Source organism: Mesotoga sp. B105.6.4, assembly GCF_002896535.1.
In the GTDB taxonomy this organism is placed as follows: Bacteria; Thermotogota; Thermotogae; order Petrotogales; family Kosmotogaceae; genus Mesotoga.
This window is the reverse complement of the sequence record NZ_JWIM01000044.1, coordinates 37,249-51,989: the sequence shown is the minus strand read 5'-3', so window position 1 is coordinate 51,989 and position 14,741 is coordinate 37,249. Positions and strand designations below refer to the sequence as shown.

At 44.6% G+C, this 14,741-nt stretch carries 15 protein-coding genes and 1 pseudogene; 4 read left to right on the top strand and 12 right to left on the bottom strand.

The annotated features are described in order from the left end of the window. Window positions 1–6 precede the first annotated feature (6 nt). Genes RJ60_RS09920 through RJ60_RS09905 form a run of 5 tightly spaced genes read right to left on the bottom strand, consistent with a single transcriptional unit; the run spans window position 7 to window position 4,938 of the window. The gene (locus tag RJ60_RS09920) at window positions 7–1,572 is read right to left on the bottom strand and encodes a dipeptidase (RefSeq protein WP_099829776.1); all 1,566 of its coding nucleotides are present in this window, start codon (window positions 1,570–1,572) and stop codon (window positions 7–9) included. Between the two features lie 55 nt (window positions 1,573–1,627). Further along, on the bottom strand, window positions 1,628–2,794 hold the full coding sequence (locus RJ60_RS09915; protein WP_099829775.1) for a succinylglutamate desuccinylase: 1,167 nt from the start codon (window positions 2,792–2,794) through the stop codon (window positions 1,628–1,630). 11 nt (window positions 2,795–2,805) lie between these two features. Beyond that, window positions 2,806–2,970, bottom strand: coding sequence for a hypothetical protein (locus RJ60_RS15565; protein WP_165775359.1), 165 nt, complete (start codon window positions 2,968–2,970; stop codon window positions 2,806–2,808). A gap of 27 nt (window positions 2,971–2,997) precedes the next feature. Beyond that, window positions 2,998–4,290, bottom strand: a complete 1,293-nt coding sequence (locus RJ60_RS09910) for a C4-dicarboxylate ABC transporter (protein ID WP_103134624.1) — start codon at window positions 4,288–4,290, stop codon at window positions 2,998–3,000. Between the two features lie 57 nt (window positions 4,291–4,347). Beyond that, entirely contained in the window at window positions 4,348–4,938 is a 591-nt protein-coding gene (locus tag RJ60_RS09905) for a DUF6305 family protein (RefSeq protein ID WP_099829773.1), read from the bottom strand. 453 nt (window positions 4,939–5,391) lie between these two features. Here RJ60_RS09905 and RJ60_RS09900 point away from each other — a divergent pair, with 453 nt between their 5' ends. Next, complete coding sequence (locus RJ60_RS09900; RefSeq protein ID WP_103134623.1) at window positions 5,392–5,574, top strand: hypothetical protein; 183 nt, start codon at window positions 5,392–5,394, stop codon at window positions 5,572–5,574. Here RJ60_RS09900 and RJ60_RS09895 read toward each other — a convergent pair. Beyond that, window positions 5,564–6,364: a hypothetical protein gene (locus RJ60_RS09895; RefSeq protein WP_103134622.1), complete on the bottom strand. Its 801-nt coding sequence runs from the start codon at window positions 6,362–6,364 to the stop codon at window positions 5,564–5,566. The genes RJ60_RS09900 and RJ60_RS09895 overlap by 11 nt on opposite strands. A gap of 86 nt (window positions 6,365–6,450) precedes the next feature. Between RJ60_RS09895 and RJ60_RS09890 the strand changes: the two genes are divergently transcribed. Then, the gene (locus tag RJ60_RS09890) at window positions 6,451–7,254 is read left to right on the top strand and encodes a class I SAM-dependent methyltransferase (RefSeq protein WP_146028908.1); all 804 of its coding nucleotides are present in this window, start codon (window positions 6,451–6,453) and stop codon (window positions 7,252–7,254) included. Here RJ60_RS09890 and RJ60_RS09885 read toward each other — a convergent pair. From RJ60_RS09885 to RJ60_RS09870, 4 genes and pseudogenes are all read right to left on the bottom strand, one after another. Beyond that, entirely contained in the window at window positions 7,246–8,184 is a 939-nt protein-coding gene (locus RJ60_RS09885; RefSeq protein ID WP_103134621.1) for a PHB depolymerase family esterase, read from the bottom strand. The genes RJ60_RS09890 and RJ60_RS09885 overlap by 9 nt on opposite strands. Window positions 8,185–8,394: 210 nt before the next feature. Continuing rightward, window positions 8,395–8,976, bottom strand: a complete 582-nt coding sequence (locus RJ60_RS09880; RefSeq protein ID WP_180979935.1) for a hypothetical protein — start codon at window positions 8,974–8,976, stop codon at window positions 8,395–8,397. Beyond that, window positions 8,973–9,398 carry a patatin-like phospholipase family protein gene (locus RJ60_RS16220; RefSeq protein ID WP_258006268.1) on the bottom strand — a complete coding sequence of 142 codons (426 nt, stop codon included), beginning with the start codon at window positions 9,396–9,398 and terminating at the stop codon, window positions 8,973–8,975. Before RJ60_RS16220 ends, RJ60_RS09880 begins: the two co-directional genes overlap by 4 nt. A 763-nt stretch (window positions 9,399–10,161) precedes the next feature. Beyond that, window positions 10,162–11,184: pseudogene (locus RJ60_RS09870) on the bottom strand (FAD-dependent oxidoreductase); the annotation flags it as partial. Window positions 11,185–11,972: 788 nt separating this feature from the next. On the opposite strand from RJ60_RS09870, the gene RJ60_RS09865 reads away from it, so the two are divergent. Further along, the gene (locus RJ60_RS09865; RefSeq protein WP_243392302.1) at window positions 11,973–12,365 is read left to right on the top strand and encodes a hypothetical protein; all 393 of its coding nucleotides are present in this window, start codon (window positions 11,973–11,975) and stop codon (window positions 12,363–12,365) included. 2 nt (window positions 12,366–12,367) lie between these two features. Here the strand turns inward: RJ60_RS09865 and RJ60_RS09860 are convergent, their stop codons facing one another. Continuing rightward, window positions 12,368–13,012 (bottom strand): MgtC/SapB family protein, encoded by a 645-nt coding sequence (locus RJ60_RS09860; RefSeq protein WP_099829768.1) that lies wholly within the window; start codon window positions 13,010–13,012, stop codon window positions 12,368–12,370. A gap of 255 nt (window positions 13,013–13,267) precedes the next feature. Between RJ60_RS09860 and RJ60_RS09855 the strand changes: the two genes are divergently transcribed. Continuing rightward, a complete protein-coding gene (locus RJ60_RS09855; protein WP_099829843.1) occupies window positions 13,268–13,987 on the top strand; it encodes a sugar phosphate nucleotidyltransferase in 720 nt (239 codons plus the stop codon). Between the two features lie 156 nt (window positions 13,988–14,143). Here the strand turns inward: RJ60_RS09855 and RJ60_RS09850 are convergent, their stop codons facing one another. Continuing rightward, window positions 14,144–14,653, bottom strand: coding sequence for a ferritin family protein (locus tag RJ60_RS09850; protein WP_099829767.1), 510 nt, complete (start codon window positions 14,651–14,653; stop codon window positions 14,144–14,146). Between the last annotated feature and the right edge of the window lie 88 nt (window positions 14,654–14,741).

Here is a 14,741-nt window from a genome sequence, read left to right as displayed (position 1 = left end):
CTTAAATCAAGGAAGCCTAAGAATCAAAGAGTCTGCTAGATCCCAATATGCTTCCTCTACCTCGATCATCAAGCTGGAAACGTAGCTAGTTAGGAATTCAACTGCCAGATCCCTATCGGTCTTGTAAAGCTCAAGTGCTGTAGCCTCAATTGCTGGTTGAACTTCGAAAATCCTTTCTTGAAGAGGTTTTCTGACAGCATCTACTCTAGGCATCATGTCCTGATACCTGACTCCGGATAACCTGTCGACAGTATAGAATGCCCAGAAAGCATCATCTCTGTTGATCTTGCTGTCCCCTCTGTTTATTGTGGTCCAAGATTCAGGAACGCTGGTCGTCGCACAGAATAGAGGAACAACAACTGCTTTGTGGGAATTTCCAAGACCAAACCACGAGACCGCACCAATCTCAGGTGGCAACCAGTCTCTCGTTTGGTTTATGAAGAAGCAGCTTGTACTCTGAACACCGATGTTCCTTACGCTCGGAATTCCAAGAAGATTTCTGAATTCACTTCCTGGCTGTGGCGATGCCAGCCCACTCTTCCTTATCTCGTCTCCGTATTCATATAACCAGGCTTCATTAGCTTCCATGTCACCAGGTGTACCAGTCATAACATCTCTGTAGAGCTCAATTATGTCATATACCGAAACCAGTTCATCAGGCTTCACAGAGAAAGGATAGTCATCAGTCTTGTCATAGGACCAGTTACCGGAAGGATTCAAAGTGCTGAAAATCCTCCAGAGCCTGGAACTCCACTTACCTTTGATGTTTCCGTAAACATACTTCCAGACAAACGGTTCACCACTAGCGGGATCATAAAGACCGAGTTCGATGGCTGTGTCGAGATAATTATCGGAGATATAGAAGTCTTCCTCTGGAACGGCCGGCGGTCTTTTTGTCTCAGGATCTATTTCTCCAATCATACTGTAGTTGACAACAGCCGAAATATGTTCATCGGGGACACGCTGGGCAGCCCATACGGCTCCTGGACCATCTCCTGGCTTCCAAAGAGGGCCTACCCCGTAAACTTCAAATACCCATGCCTCCTTGCCATCGGCTATTGTGATGCATTCTCCAAGATTGCAGGATTCGCGGTAACCATACTCTTCGGCAAGTTGCCCCATAAGCAATATAGCTTCCCTTGCAGTAGTACAACGTTGTAGTGCAAATGCCTGAAGCTGCTCAACAGTCATTATTGCTTCGGGACTATTCGCAGTTGCTCTTGCTCCTCCCAAGGTTGTCTCGCCCATAAGAAGTCCCTTTTCGTTGCCAAAAGGATACGATGTCAGGAAGTACTGGTAAGTATGCTCCACCTGCGGAATTTCGCCCAGTTTCTCGAGTGGCCTTCTATCCGCGTAAACTATCCATTCCCAAACAGGTGTCATGCTTCCCGGTTCATGGTCTGCTGCAGGCTGTATCAGAATCCTAGAATCATATGTCCCGTCAACTGTCTGCGAACAGATAACAGAACCATCAATTGTAGCCATCTTACCAGCCAGTATATCTGTGCAGGCAATCAGACTTGCGTAGAAAACTGACAGTACAAGAACAATCGTTACTAGTATCTTTCTCACCTAAAAACCCCTCCCTTTTGAGGAAAAAAACTCAACAATAATGATGCTTTACCGGTCATTCATAGTAAATCTTACTTGCACTTGCTTTAGATGGATCCTGGAAATAGAAGCCGGTACCGTTACTAACTACCTCGTCGTATCTCGGAACTCCTCCAACAAGTACCTCCTTTCCTGGATTGAAATCGCTCCATAGCTCGAGAACCATGAGAGTCGTGGAGCAGTGTCTGCCGACTCTCACATCGATTGGCCAACCTTTCTCGTCTATCTTCTCGTAAAGCAGACCGTACTTTCCGGCTGTCATAACAAATTCATCCTTACCTGTTAACAGAAGCGCCTCATCCGTGATTCCCCTAACCCTGTCCAGGAAAGGCTCGGGAGTCTCGAACAGAAGAGATATCGCGTCCGAATGATCCCCCACTTCTCTATGAGAGAGTCCGTGAAGGCTAGGAGGAGAGAACTCCATCCCGATCCTGAATTCCGAAGAAGTGAGAATCATGGAAGCCAGCCCCGCTATGTCTGCGGCCTTCTGATGAGCAACTATTGTGCTTATGACAGGGTACTCAAGCTCGGCCTCATGTAAGTCGATGAAAACGTCAACTCCTTCTTCCCTTATCAGATTCATGAAAGCGTAGTTAGTCTGTTCTGTGATCATTCCGTTCTCCCTGCCTGGCCATGTTCTGTTGAAGTTACGAATGTCCATGTAGGCAAGAAGCTGACCACTTGGATAGTGGACGTACGTCTCGGGATCCGGCCACGAATCGAGAGGGCTTGTCCATCTGTCTCCCATTCGGTATTTGCTCTCTCCCCAGGGTGTTTCGATCGTGTAATACATGGGATATGCGTCCCCCGGTCTGGTAACTCGTGATCCACTCTGGTTTGCAGTTATGGCTACGATCAGCCTTCCCTTGCTTGGCATGGCGTTCTCGACTAATATCTTTGCGGCTAGATTCGTCGCTGGTTCCTCTGGATGAGATCTACCAATCACAAGTGCCGTTCCACCGGGTACACCACTATCGATTATGTAGATATTGGTGTCGTTTATGGTGCCTTTCAAGGGCGCAAAATAGTCACCAAGAGTCTTCACATTGGTTACCCCCGGTCCAATTACAACTGGCTCCCGGAAGTTTCTGTGGTTGTAGAACTCGATCCCCGCAATAATAAGGGCAATCCCGACCAATGCAGTTGAAACTATTTTGACAATCATCAGGTTTCTGTCAGTCATACCAGCACCCCCTACTTGATTCTCAGGATTCGCAGGATGAATGGCATTAACATGACAGAAAAGAGGATTGCCTCCTGAAAATTCTTGGTCTTGATCAGGTTTCTAGCTATAACGAAAACTACAAAAGCGATTATCAAGTAGTAACAGACACTGATTATTGTATAAAGAACAGCCATTAACAACACTTCCTTTCGGCCATGACATCACCCGCCAACCAAGAAGGAAAGTTCATTACTGAAGATCAAGAACAGTGTAGTGATCAGCAGAATAAACCCCATTGGAACAAGCGAAGTCTTCAAGAAATCCTTATAGTAGTGACCCTTGAACTTGAGCTCCATAACCGTTGCCCTTCCAACAACTGCAGTAGGCGGAAGAATATCTCCCACTGGCCACATTACTGCCATTGCAGAAAGAGCGATTATTGCGTCCATACCTTTCATGTTGAACAAAAGTATAAGGGGAACTCCGAGAAGCGGTGCAACCGCGTATTGGAGCAACCCTTCAGAAACAGGCAATATTAGCCAGAGTGCAGCAAACAGAACCCACATAGGCAGTGTCACTACGGCCAGAGAGATCAACCCTCTTGCGCCACTCAAAGCCATTATCTGTATCAAAATACCCACAACTATCATGATTCCTACAAGAGGGATCAAAGTGTTTATAGTGTTTGTCGCTATTTTCAGAATCTCCAACTTCTTGGGACTGAGGAGAATCGCAAATACAGATGCTACAACGAACATAAAAGGCAACCCTAGCGTAGGAATTGAGTGGGGCCATATCCGTCCCGCCATAATCAAGAATATTAGGACCACGAAGGGAATTCCTACCCTTATCCAGTTCATCTTCGCAGGCGGTTCAGGCAGCTCCTTCAAAGCTTCTCCTAACTCTACAGGCTTGCCCTTTCCTCCCAAGAAGAACATCGCAAACAGAGACCCCGAAAGCGACAGGACAAGGAGCGGAATGAAGAAGCCTACATAAGGCATGTTAGAACCTGCGGCTGCCATCATCGCCCAGAGGTTAACAGGAGGTGCGGCGGCACTCATTGCAGCACAAACGAAGATTATCGCTGCTACTCGTTTCTCAGATATTCCCATGTAGGTGAGAACTGTCCCAACCAGCGTACCGACCGTGAGCACTGTGGTAGCACCAGAACCAGTCAAAGCACCGGGAATTAACAGGAGAAGAGTCAGGAAGAAAAGGCAGAGCGCTCTGCTCTTGTGGAAGGCAGTAACTATACGCCTTACCAGAAAGGCGACTCCCCCGGACTCCTTTATCAGATTCATGAAGAAAGTAGCAGTGATAAAGATCAAACAGACATCAAGATAAGTGAAAGAGCCTTCAACCAGATGACGAACGGGAATAGCTCCACCAGAATGTACAATGGCCGCTGCGATTGCAGCAACTAACATCGAGAGTTCAACACTAAGTTTAAGTGCCTTTGCAATCCCGAAAGAGACGGCAATTATGGCAAGTATTAGACCAGCGTGGAAGTACACCAGGACACTCCCCCTTCAGAACCGACCATGAGGTCGATTGCAAAATGATTCATTGTTTCACTCCGACTCAAACAGCTCTTTTAGAGCGGGACCGATGTCCAACGATTCCTTCACCTTGATCAGAGGTATTCCATTCTTTTCAGAGTAGTTCGTGAAGAAACCATCTGAATCGCTGTCAGCGATGACAAGAATCAAATCGGATTTTGGAATGACTGTATTTATCGACCTTTCGTCAGTAGAATCTACACGGCGCGCCATCCCCTCAATGTGTGCACCAATAATTGTCATTCCGAGTTCTTTAGCCTTAGAAATAAGAGCTTCAACCCTTTTAACCTCGAAATTCATATCAATACCGGCGGCTCCCATTCCTTTGAGGCTCGTTCCTGTGGTTATAACCAATGTCTTTGGAGCATTTTCTCCTGCCGCCATCTCGGAAAGCTGTTCGGCAGTCAAGAGATCCTCCTGAACACAGGCGATCTGGCTTCTTGTACACACCAGTCTGAACATCAAAGCACCCGGACTCTGCCCCATAGTGGTTACAACCATAGGTGGCTGAACGACCGGCATCTCAGTCTCCACTGAGAAAAGGGCAGAGCACGGCAAAACTAAAATCAGCATTACTAGAAATCCCAGGATAATCTTTCTCACAAAAAACACCCTCCTTTTAAAACTATTGAACTAATATACAGACTAAGGATATACACACTCAGTTTGTGTGTCCAATTTCCACACCGACTACCCATTCTGGCAAATAATAGACCCAAAACGATACTCTTGAAGGCTGCCGAAGAATATAGAAACAAACAATAAAATAAGTACGTAATCCTTATCGTTTACAAACTTATTCTACCATCTCTTCAATCTCTGACAAACCATGATCTGTCAAGATGATCTCCAATGTAGCGCAACTACGTTCGATTATCACTTCATAGTTAATTGATGTGTGATAAGCCAATCGGCAAATGCATTCTTGTTTAATTCTCTGCTTTCATTAGCTTTCGATCCAGTTAATTACCCGCATTGTTATGTTTATGGAAATTCTGCAGACTCATCTCATGCGTGCTACCATGGAAACCGAAAATCTCTTTCTGGAGGGTTTTGATGAAGAGCTGGAGGATCTGGGAAGGTTACGAATACATCATGTTGAAACCAGACGAGTTGAAGGGCATAAGAGATGCCATAAGATATTATGACCCGAAAGGAAAACTTGTCACGGTACAGGTACGACGAAAAACAAGCGAACTGGGGCAGATGAAGATTACAGATTACATAATCATCCTTTAATACAGGTTCCCATATTCATATCCTGAACAATTATCAGTCCCAAAGAATACATTACCAGGCATAAGACGAAATACAGCCCAATAGGGATTAGTACTCTCAAAACTCTATTCGAGGTTCTGGAATTCATTTTTTCAACCATGAAACTGACTGAGAGAATTATAGCCAAAACAAGAGTGTACTCGACTCCAAATAAGAAGAACGGTAAATCGTTTATCTGGTTAACACTGAAATACGCCTGACCAACATTCTCCCAGAAAGGCCATGGTGTGAACATCAAATGGCTGATAAGATAGACCGCCCACGTGCCAAACACAATCGGCAAACTCTTTGAGGTCTTCAGATAGTATTTCGAAAAGAGATAGGCGCCTATAACTATTCCCGAAAGATGCACAACGTCATAAACTATCTGGAGCATGTATGCGTGGTCAGAAAGATCGAGAGTTGAGAGTGCCGCAACAAGAGAGATTCCCATTGTCGCCATTGCCCCCTGTTTTGCCCACTCCCACCCAAACAACAGAGCCAACCAACCAATCAAGAATACTAGATAACATAGATAGATCAGATTATGTAAGTTGTTCGTCGAAAAATAAGTAATCCCGCCGTCAGAAGTGTGCTCGTATTTCATATCAAGAAGATCGAGATCGAAATGCTGGTTTGGTCCACTGTAACCGCAATCTCGCCACTCGTAAAGCCACCCATCCCAAGTTAAGTAGAAGATAAGAATTAGAATCCACAAAACCATGAAAAAAATACCGAGCCTTCTCTCAAATATGTTTTGGTTTAGATTCATAATAACTCCCGCCGAAAAGACTAAAGATAATCCCGATTTTATCATGATAGAATGCGTAATAGAATTCATCCATTGGAGTGGTTTTCTTGTCTCTTGACTGGATAGATGTGACAGACATTGACATCAAGACTCCTCTGTTGTTGGAAAAGCACAATATCTCTCATCTTGAAAGAAACCATTCAGATCAAAGATCGCTTGCAGTGGTTCTGAAGGCCAATCCAGAAATTTTATGGTATTTCAAGATGATTCTGCCTGAGAGAGCTGAGACATTCAAAAGAATGGTAGAAAACGTCTCGGAAGTCCTTTCTCGAGAAGAGATCAGAAAAGCAGAATTGGAGTTGCTGAAGAATGTGAATGACTGGATAGTGTACGCCATTGATCCGTCGGTGTACGACTCTCTCGAATTCACGAAGTGGGATAACAGATTATTGACTGACTTAGTTAGCTTTAGAGGCAAGAGAGTCGTCGATTTGGGTGCGGGTAGCGGCAGACTGTCATTCTTTGCGGCGAGCGAGGGCGCATCAGTCGTTTATGCCGTTGAGCCAATGAGAACTCTGAGGGAGTACCTGAAGACAAGGGCAAGAGCGAAAGGATTAAGTGACTTCTATGTTGTGGATGGCTTAACAGAGGATATTCCCTTTGAGAGAGATTTCGCAGATGTTGTTATTTCCGGTCATGTCTTTGGTGACTTCATGGAGAAGGAATTCAGTGAAATGTATAGGGTAACAAAACCGGAGGGCGAAATCGTTCTGTTTCCGAGTAATAGAGATTCAGACGATCGTATTCACTCTTTTCTTCTCGAGAAGGGATTTGAATGGAGCAGATTCAAAGAACCTGGTGCGGGCCTTGTGAGATGGTACCTATTTAAGGTGAACAAGATATTACCTTAAGGATTTGTCTCTGAAAAACTCCCAGATCATTTCGCTGGCTTTTATTGTGGCCTCAGACGAGCTGTTGAGAGCATCTAGTCCTTTTTCTCTCCCCGGCCAGGTGTGATCACCGTCAGTTATCATATAGAAATGTACAAGACTCCTCTCGTCTTTCCCGGTGTATTCTTTCAGTATGACCAGTCCATTTTCATGCTGTGTCTCCTGTACGGTACTTGCTCCCATCTTGGTTGCCCAGAATTCCACAGATTCTTCTGCCGGTGGAAAATACATTCCGTTGGCTTCGGAGCTGCTCGAAAAACCTCCCTCAAAGGGTATTATAGGATCTTTCATCCCATGAAATACAATGAGCGGAACTCCTACATCCGGAGGGTCTATCATAACCACTGCGTTTTCATCGGTTCCGCCCGCCGGAGAAGAAGAGACAATTGCACATGCCGCAAACAGCTCTGGATAGCGTGACATAAGCCTATAGACAATCATTCCTCCATTGGAAAGACCGACAAGATAGATTCTAGCCTCGTCAACGGGATAACTGTTAATTATTTCGACAATAAGCTCGTAAATGTATGAAACATCATCAACATTGTTCTCCATAGCATATCCACAACAGAAACCTGAGTTCCAGCTCAAGAAAACGCTGTTCAAAGGGCCTGTTCCCTCAGGATAGACTGAAATGAAACCCTCTTTATCAGCAACTTCCGTTATTCCGTAAGTTTTCTTTGTGTAATTGCCATTGCCAAAGAGGCCATGAAAGACAAGAACTACCGGCAACTTCTCATCTTTGATTTCCGGAGGTAGATGAATTATGGTTTGTCTCGTTCTGCCGTCATGCTCTATCGTCATAACCTCATCTACTCCCTTTTTCGTGCCACTGACGAGGGAGAATCCCATGGCCAGAAGAGTGCCGATTATCATCATTGTCTTGAACACTTAGCTACCCCCCGTTCACCTTTTAATTACAACAGTTGATAACATTTCAATACTAACATTTGTTAAGCCAGAACAATTTCTCAGTCTCTCCAGAAAATCAAACACGTTGTCTGAACAAATCCTCTTCATAACTCTTACTAAACGGCATTCAAAAAGCGAAAGCCTCTCCCTTGCGTAATTTGTCGAGCGAATTTCCATAGCCTGAAACAGTTAGTTCGAAGCTGTATTAAGCTTGCCGAAGGATGGATCTCTGAGGTTAAGAAGGACTATATCTCCGTCCGATAGAAATGATACGGGAATCTGACTAAAAAATGTAGTGGCGACGTATCTACCCATAAAAGTCGGAAAGCGACCGAGGATAGAGATGCACGAAGCCGCGACTTCCCCTGCCGCCCCTGAAACAAGCTTGAGCGAGCGTTCTTCGAGATCAAAAACCTCAGAACTGGCATCTGTACTTCCTGATACCCCTTTCAGAAAGAAATCCCTAACATCGCTTTCGAAGACGTAATTCTGTCTGGACCAGATTCGGCAGTGACGAATCTTCTGTAACTTATCCCGCAGCCCTACCGGTGAAGAGATTGTCGAACCATCCATTACTTTCAGAGTGCCGAAGAGACTCTTCACAAACTCATTTAACCGGCTAATCGCCTCCCCCTCTCCCAGCGCTTCTGCAGTCACCTTATAATATCCTGTCAGTCCATTCAGTATTATGTTACCCTTGCCGGCGAGATCACTTATGTGCTCCAAAGCAGCAAGACCTTGAAAACCGTATCCCCCGACATGTATCTTCAAAGCGTCACTCCGTTCAAGTCACATCCGAGCGTTTCTTCATACGATTCATTCATGATATCAATACAGGATGAGAAATCCATCAAATCTATACTCCTGGTCATAACGGGAGAGATCAAAACATCTGCAGCAGCTATTTCTCTCTGCAAAATCAAATCGGCTCTGTATTCATCCATCACTCCCAATATTGAATTCGAAGTATTGAACGAAGTGACCCTATTCGATGAAGAAAGATCTACGGCAAATACGAAAGTACTATTCGCCTCTTTTGCCACACTCACCAGAAGATTGTTTAGAATACCACCATCGGCAGTTGTTTTGCCTCCCTTCCTTTTGGGCTTGAACAAACCGAGAATAGCCATTGATGCTCTAAGAGCTTCATATATACTTCCATGATTGTGGATGCAAAGTTCAGCGGAATCCATGATTGTAGATGTACAAATAAAGGGGATCTTTGTATCGGTGAACCTGTACCCCCAAGCGCTTCCTAAGAAGTCTGACGTATCTCCTGGAGGGAAGAACTTCTCTAAAAGTGTTCACATATGAACACACGATCGCACTTAAGATCGGCAAGTGCGTTCTTGCCACTGATTTCGTTAATGAGAACCATCTGGCCGCCTTTCTGCAGGTCCTCAACGTGATTTTCCAGAGGCTATTTGAATCAGCCAGTATTGCATATCCCGCCTCGACTAGAGCATCAATCCTTACTCCAACTATGAGGTCGGGAATGAAACACTTCTCTTCAAGCGCACGAATAACCCCAACGGAGCTGCACCTTTTGCTCCTCCACCTCCCAGAACCAATGCTCTTTTCATTTCGACACCTCTAAGTAAAAACCACCTATGAAACACCGTTTCATTGTTCATATATTGTTGGCCGTACGCAACTTCCAGAATTGTTCCAGCTCAGTCAGAATCTCATAAGCGCCGCTACAAAGTAGATTACGGGCGCACGAATCTCTACTCACTCCTCCTTTGGCCAGGGTTTTAAGTTCACGGGGAGAAGCTCTTTCTATCAATACCGCCGTCCCATCTTCGAAAATCCAGCGCAGTCGATTCCCTTCAAAAACTGACTGCATACCCGTATCCGGCGCAACAATGACCCAATTCTTGCCACTATCTATTCCAGTACCAAATCTGCCAATCGCTTAAAATGAGCCTTCCTGAACCAAAACAGGCGTAACTGACCTCATTTGCTTATCTTCAGAAGGGCCGCCAGAGAGTATAGCGGGTTTTTCTCGGTTATCCTGTCAAGTTCTCCGATAATTTCGTCTCTCGAGATTTCTCTTATGGGTATGCCGCTTTCCAAAGAAATCGCAGAGGCTACACCAATAACCTGTCCCATGCCTGCTGACGTCAGCATTATTCTACCGGCGCTTTGCCCTTCAAAATCACTTGAGAAACATCTGCCTGCCATATTTAGATTGTCTAAGTCGCTGCTGATGAGTGTTCCTAAAGGTATCTCATAATAGTCAGAATATGAAGGTACTCTGCCTTTGACTTCCGGAGTAATCTTCTGAGTTTCAGGGGAATGGACATCTATTCCATATGTTGCTTTGGCGACACTGTCATAGAACTTCCTATGCAATCTAAAGTCTTCTCCAGTGAAGATATAAAGTCCCCTCACTCTTCTGCTCTCTCGAATTCCAATATCGCCTGCAATCTTCTCAATTCTTGACTTTTCAAATCCCCGAACGTACTTCCTAGAAAAGGCTACAAGTTGGTCGATCTGCTCAGAACATTCGAAGACCGATTTGCTCAATTCGAAAGGATTGACAGGACCTTTACCGAACGAGTGAGTTGTGTTGACGGATACTCTGTCTTCCCCGGGAAGTTCAATGAAGAAAAAGTAGTCGTGAAGATTGTTAAGTCCACTCTTTCTAGCCTTTTCGATCTCTTCAAAGTAGCCCGCAACTGAAAGAGGCTTCGAATCTGGTGTCACCCATTTGAAGAAGTTGCTTCTTCTACGACTGACGTCCTCCCTAATTCTCTCGAAGTTGATGTTACTCATAGTAAACATAAGTGTTGAGGCCTGATTTGCCCCATCAGTATCACCGGAGAAGAGCGTAGCTCCTGCCATTTGGCCTAGTGAGGCGTCACCCGTAGAATCAAGAAACATCTTTGCTATTGCAGTGAACTCCGCACCTGAAGAGGAAATGAAGCTAACTTCTTTAACTGTTCGCTCGGAAGAGGAAACTCTTGTCGGAAGTGAATGAAGTACAAGTCAAACTCCAGCCTATCACAGCTTTTCCAGAAAGATGATCTTCAGAATCTCTGAATCGAAGGCGTTTCTAAGGATTCCCCCACGCTCATGCAGGAACCAGGATTTCGCCAAAAAACCTCCCCTAATAGCACCGGTACCAGCGAACGACGATTCTCCGATACCAGAATGAGGACCAAATCATTTTGCTGTTCTTTAGTAACGTCTTCCAATCTTCATAGCTTTGTCTGTTTGTCCCGTTCGCATTCAATTACTCAACGCAGAACCTATTGACGAGTCTCTTATTTCCAATTCCGACTCCAAGAGTCTCCACATTGCTTTCTCTTGATCTTCCTTCTCTTTAGTAGAGACCGTCTTGAACCTCTTCATATTAACATCAGCGGCAGCTAGATGCTTTCTGAAAGGAGAACCCAAAACTCTAACAATTCTCTTTATCTTTTCTCAAGACTTGCACGCAAATTGAGGTATCTTTCTTGACGGGTCCCTCGACCATTCAAAGTGATTAGAACCAACACAGGTCTTGGCTTTCTTTGATCTGGGAGAGAGACGTATAATTATCTGGTCTCAATCATTCTTTCTCTAATTCTCACTTCAGTTTCTGCCAAATTCTACGGGGGGCGATTCAGAAACGTGTTGTCACGCTAGCACTTGTATTGACGACACTTCTTGTGTTCTCTGGATGTTACGTGGTTTTGAAATGTGTTGACTTTGGGGAATTCACTGTTCGAGCATAATATCATAATGATGACGTCTTTTCTGAACTGACAACACGGATGGTTATGAAAAAACCCTTCTTCTGGTTCAATGGAACTCCCACTCCAAACGGAGTAATGACCGTTACAAATGCAGGTATGGCGGGACACTCGGGAAAGGATATCAAAAAGGATATGAATATGAACAACGTCACGATCTCCTTCAAGTTCCCTGTCAATCCAACCGGCCTTATTCTCTACTATGGAGAGTACGGTGGAAACATAAATGTGGAAATAAACGGGGTTCTCGAAAACGTACAGGACTTCTCTGACATCGATGGAAAAGTAATAGGCGGAGTGAATGTAACTCTGACAAGCGTAAGCGGCCCCAAGGGAGTACTGAATCTTCAGGGAATGATCACATCTTTTTCGATAGGAGGTCAGGAACTCTGGATAGACCACATTTGTCCGAGAAAATAGAGTTATCGAAGCTCCACACTTCTGATGCCCCTTAATCTCGACAAACCAACCATAAGATTCTTGATTTTTATAGCATCGCTTTTGCTTATCTCAATTAGCAATGTGAGGTTTTCTTCATCGTCTTCAACTTCCATAGATTCTACTGTCAATCCATTGTCCTTGAACCATTCTGAGATTCTTCTGGACATTTCCTCAGTATTACTCGCAACTATTAGGATTCTCGGCAGATTTCTTCCGCCGGTGAAAAGCTCTATCCTCTTCAGAAAAAGCACGATCATTATTGCGAATACGGTCACTACGGTGGACAATAGATATTCACCGCTTCCGAATCCCATGCCAACCGCTGCAGTTACCCAAAGCGTTGCTGCCGTTGTAAGACCCTTGACCGAAAAACCCTTTTTCAGGATCGTTCCCGCTCCCAAAAATCCTATTCCAGAGACAATTTGAGCCGCAACTCGGCCAGGGTCACCGTGTTCTGCGGTTACAAATACTGTTGTAGAAAGCACCGTAATGAAAGCAGCACCAACACAGATGAGAGAGTGTGTCCTGAGTCCTGCCGGCTTGTATATTCTCTCTCTTGTCACTCCTATCATCGCTCCTGCAACAAGAGCACAGAATAGCCTCAAACACAGATCCAAATATTCCAATTTTCAACCCTCCCTTAAGTTACGATTATAACCTTTCCCTCCGATAAGTAAACACAAGAGAACAACATTTCTACACCAATCGACATTGTTTCGACTTCTCGTATGATCTCTTCCATCAGGCTAAAACGCTAGATCATATCTGCGTTTTCATGAGTTACCGAAGTCGGAATGTGATTCTTCCTTTAGGGCCACTTTCCAAGAGTAATTCTCTCTTCACTTCCAAAATGCTATTATTGGTTGGAAGGAGTGATAGATGTGCTGATTCCCGTAATCCTCGCAGCCGGAAAGGGGAGAAGACTGAAGTCGGAAGTCCCTAAGCCCCTGGTCAAAGTGAAAGGCAAGCCGATGATCGTTCACATCCTAAGAAAGGTTTTTTCAGTATGCGATAGCGTCAATTCAATAGTAGTAATAAATCCGGACTTCGAAAGCGATTTTCGGAATGTGCTCGATAGCAATACCATACTTGCATATCAAGATTCGCCTAAGGGAACTGCAGATGCGCTGAAAAGAGCACTTCACTTGGTCCCGGAAGGTTCTGAGATTCTGGTGATGTATTCTGATCTCATTCTGATCACGGAAGATTCCCTTAAGGCCCTTGCTGAACTCCATAAGAGTAATTGCTGTGATATAACATTTCTTTCCGGAGTAACCGAAACCAAATTTCCATATGCTCTTGTTGAGCGTGACGAATACGGTAAGGTAATCTCCTTCAAGGAAAAAAAGATTCCTGACTTCCCGCCTCCCTGGGAGTTCTACATTGGACCAATAATTCTGAGAAAAGATGTGGTCGAAGAATATATCGACAATCTGATACCAAATAAGGATACCGGAGAAATTTACATTTCCGATATTGTGTCTCTATCGTTGATTGAACATAAGTCTGTATGCGGCTTTGTAACCGAGAATCAAGAGGAATTCTTGGGGGTTAACACTCCTGAGGATCTTGAAATTGCAGAAAAACTTCTCTCCGACTGAACCTTTTTCTCAAGGGTGAAGTCTCATTACCAGAGACCAGAGAAACCACAGGCACAACCCCTTTAAAATGTAAGGCAAACGAAGGCGACATGGATTACCCCTGAGTTACAAAGACCGGGACAGAGTCCCGGTCTTTCCTTGTAGCGACAATCCGGATCAATACTTGTCTAGATCAGTGAACTGATCCCATTCTTCAAGATGGCTGAACTCTGGCGATTCGGTCCAGTCAAGGCCCTTTCTGATAAAGTCCATTAGATTCTCAAGAATTATCTGATGCTTGTTTTCCTCGGCTGCCAGTTTAAGAAGTATCTCCTTCTCAGATAACTCGTTTGTTAGTCTTGCCTGATCAAGATAGAGTTTGATGCTTTCCTTTTCCATCTCTACCGCATGCTCGTATGCATCAAGATTCGTTGCATCGATTTCGAAACACTTCTCATCCTTAAGCATCTCCGAGAACATATTCCTGGTAGTCTTGAAAGTGTATGTTCCCTTATACCTGTAGTTTCTGTCCTCAAAACCCCTTATTATCTCATAGTGCCTCTGCTCATCTTCCGCAAGCATCTCGAATAGCTTCTTCAACTGCTCGTCTTTAGCGCATTCTGCCTGTTTTGCGTAATAAGCCTTGCCGTCCTTTTCCAACTTAAGGGCATAATCGATAGCGTTCATCTAAAACCTCCTTTGGAGAATCGCAAAAACAGAAAACCATCCGATTCTGACAAAAAGCGGGCGGCGGTGAACCACCCGCAGAATTCAC

Bases quoted from the DNA above. Each gene is read 5' to 3' on its own strand.
- RJ60_RS09895 (WP_103134622.1), bottom strand. From the start codon at position 6,364: ATGAATCTAAACCAAAACATATTTGAGAGAAGGCTCGGTATTTTTTTC.
- RJ60_RS09850 (WP_099829767.1), bottom strand. From the start codon at position 14,653: ATGAACGCTATCGATTATGCCCTTAAGTTGGAAAAGGACGGCAAGGCT.
- RJ60_RS09865 (WP_243392302.1), top strand. From the start codon at position 11,973: ATGAAAAAACCCTTCTTCTGGTTCAATGGAACTCCCACTCCAAACGGA.
- RJ60_RS15565 (WP_165775359.1), bottom strand. From the start codon at position 2,970: ATGGCTGTTCTTTATACAATAATCAGTGTCTGTTACTACTTGATAATC.
- RJ60_RS09915 (WP_099829775.1), bottom strand. From the start codon at position 2,794: ATGACTGACAGAAACCTGATGATTGTCAAAATAGTTTCAACTGCATTG.
- RJ60_RS09900 (WP_103134623.1), top strand. From the start codon at position 5,392: ATGAAGAGCTGGAGGATCTGGGAAGGTTACGAATACATCATGTTGAAA.
- RJ60_RS16220 (WP_258006268.1), bottom strand. From the start codon at position 9,398: ATGGATTCCGCTGAACTTTGCATCCACAATCATGGAAGTATATATGAA.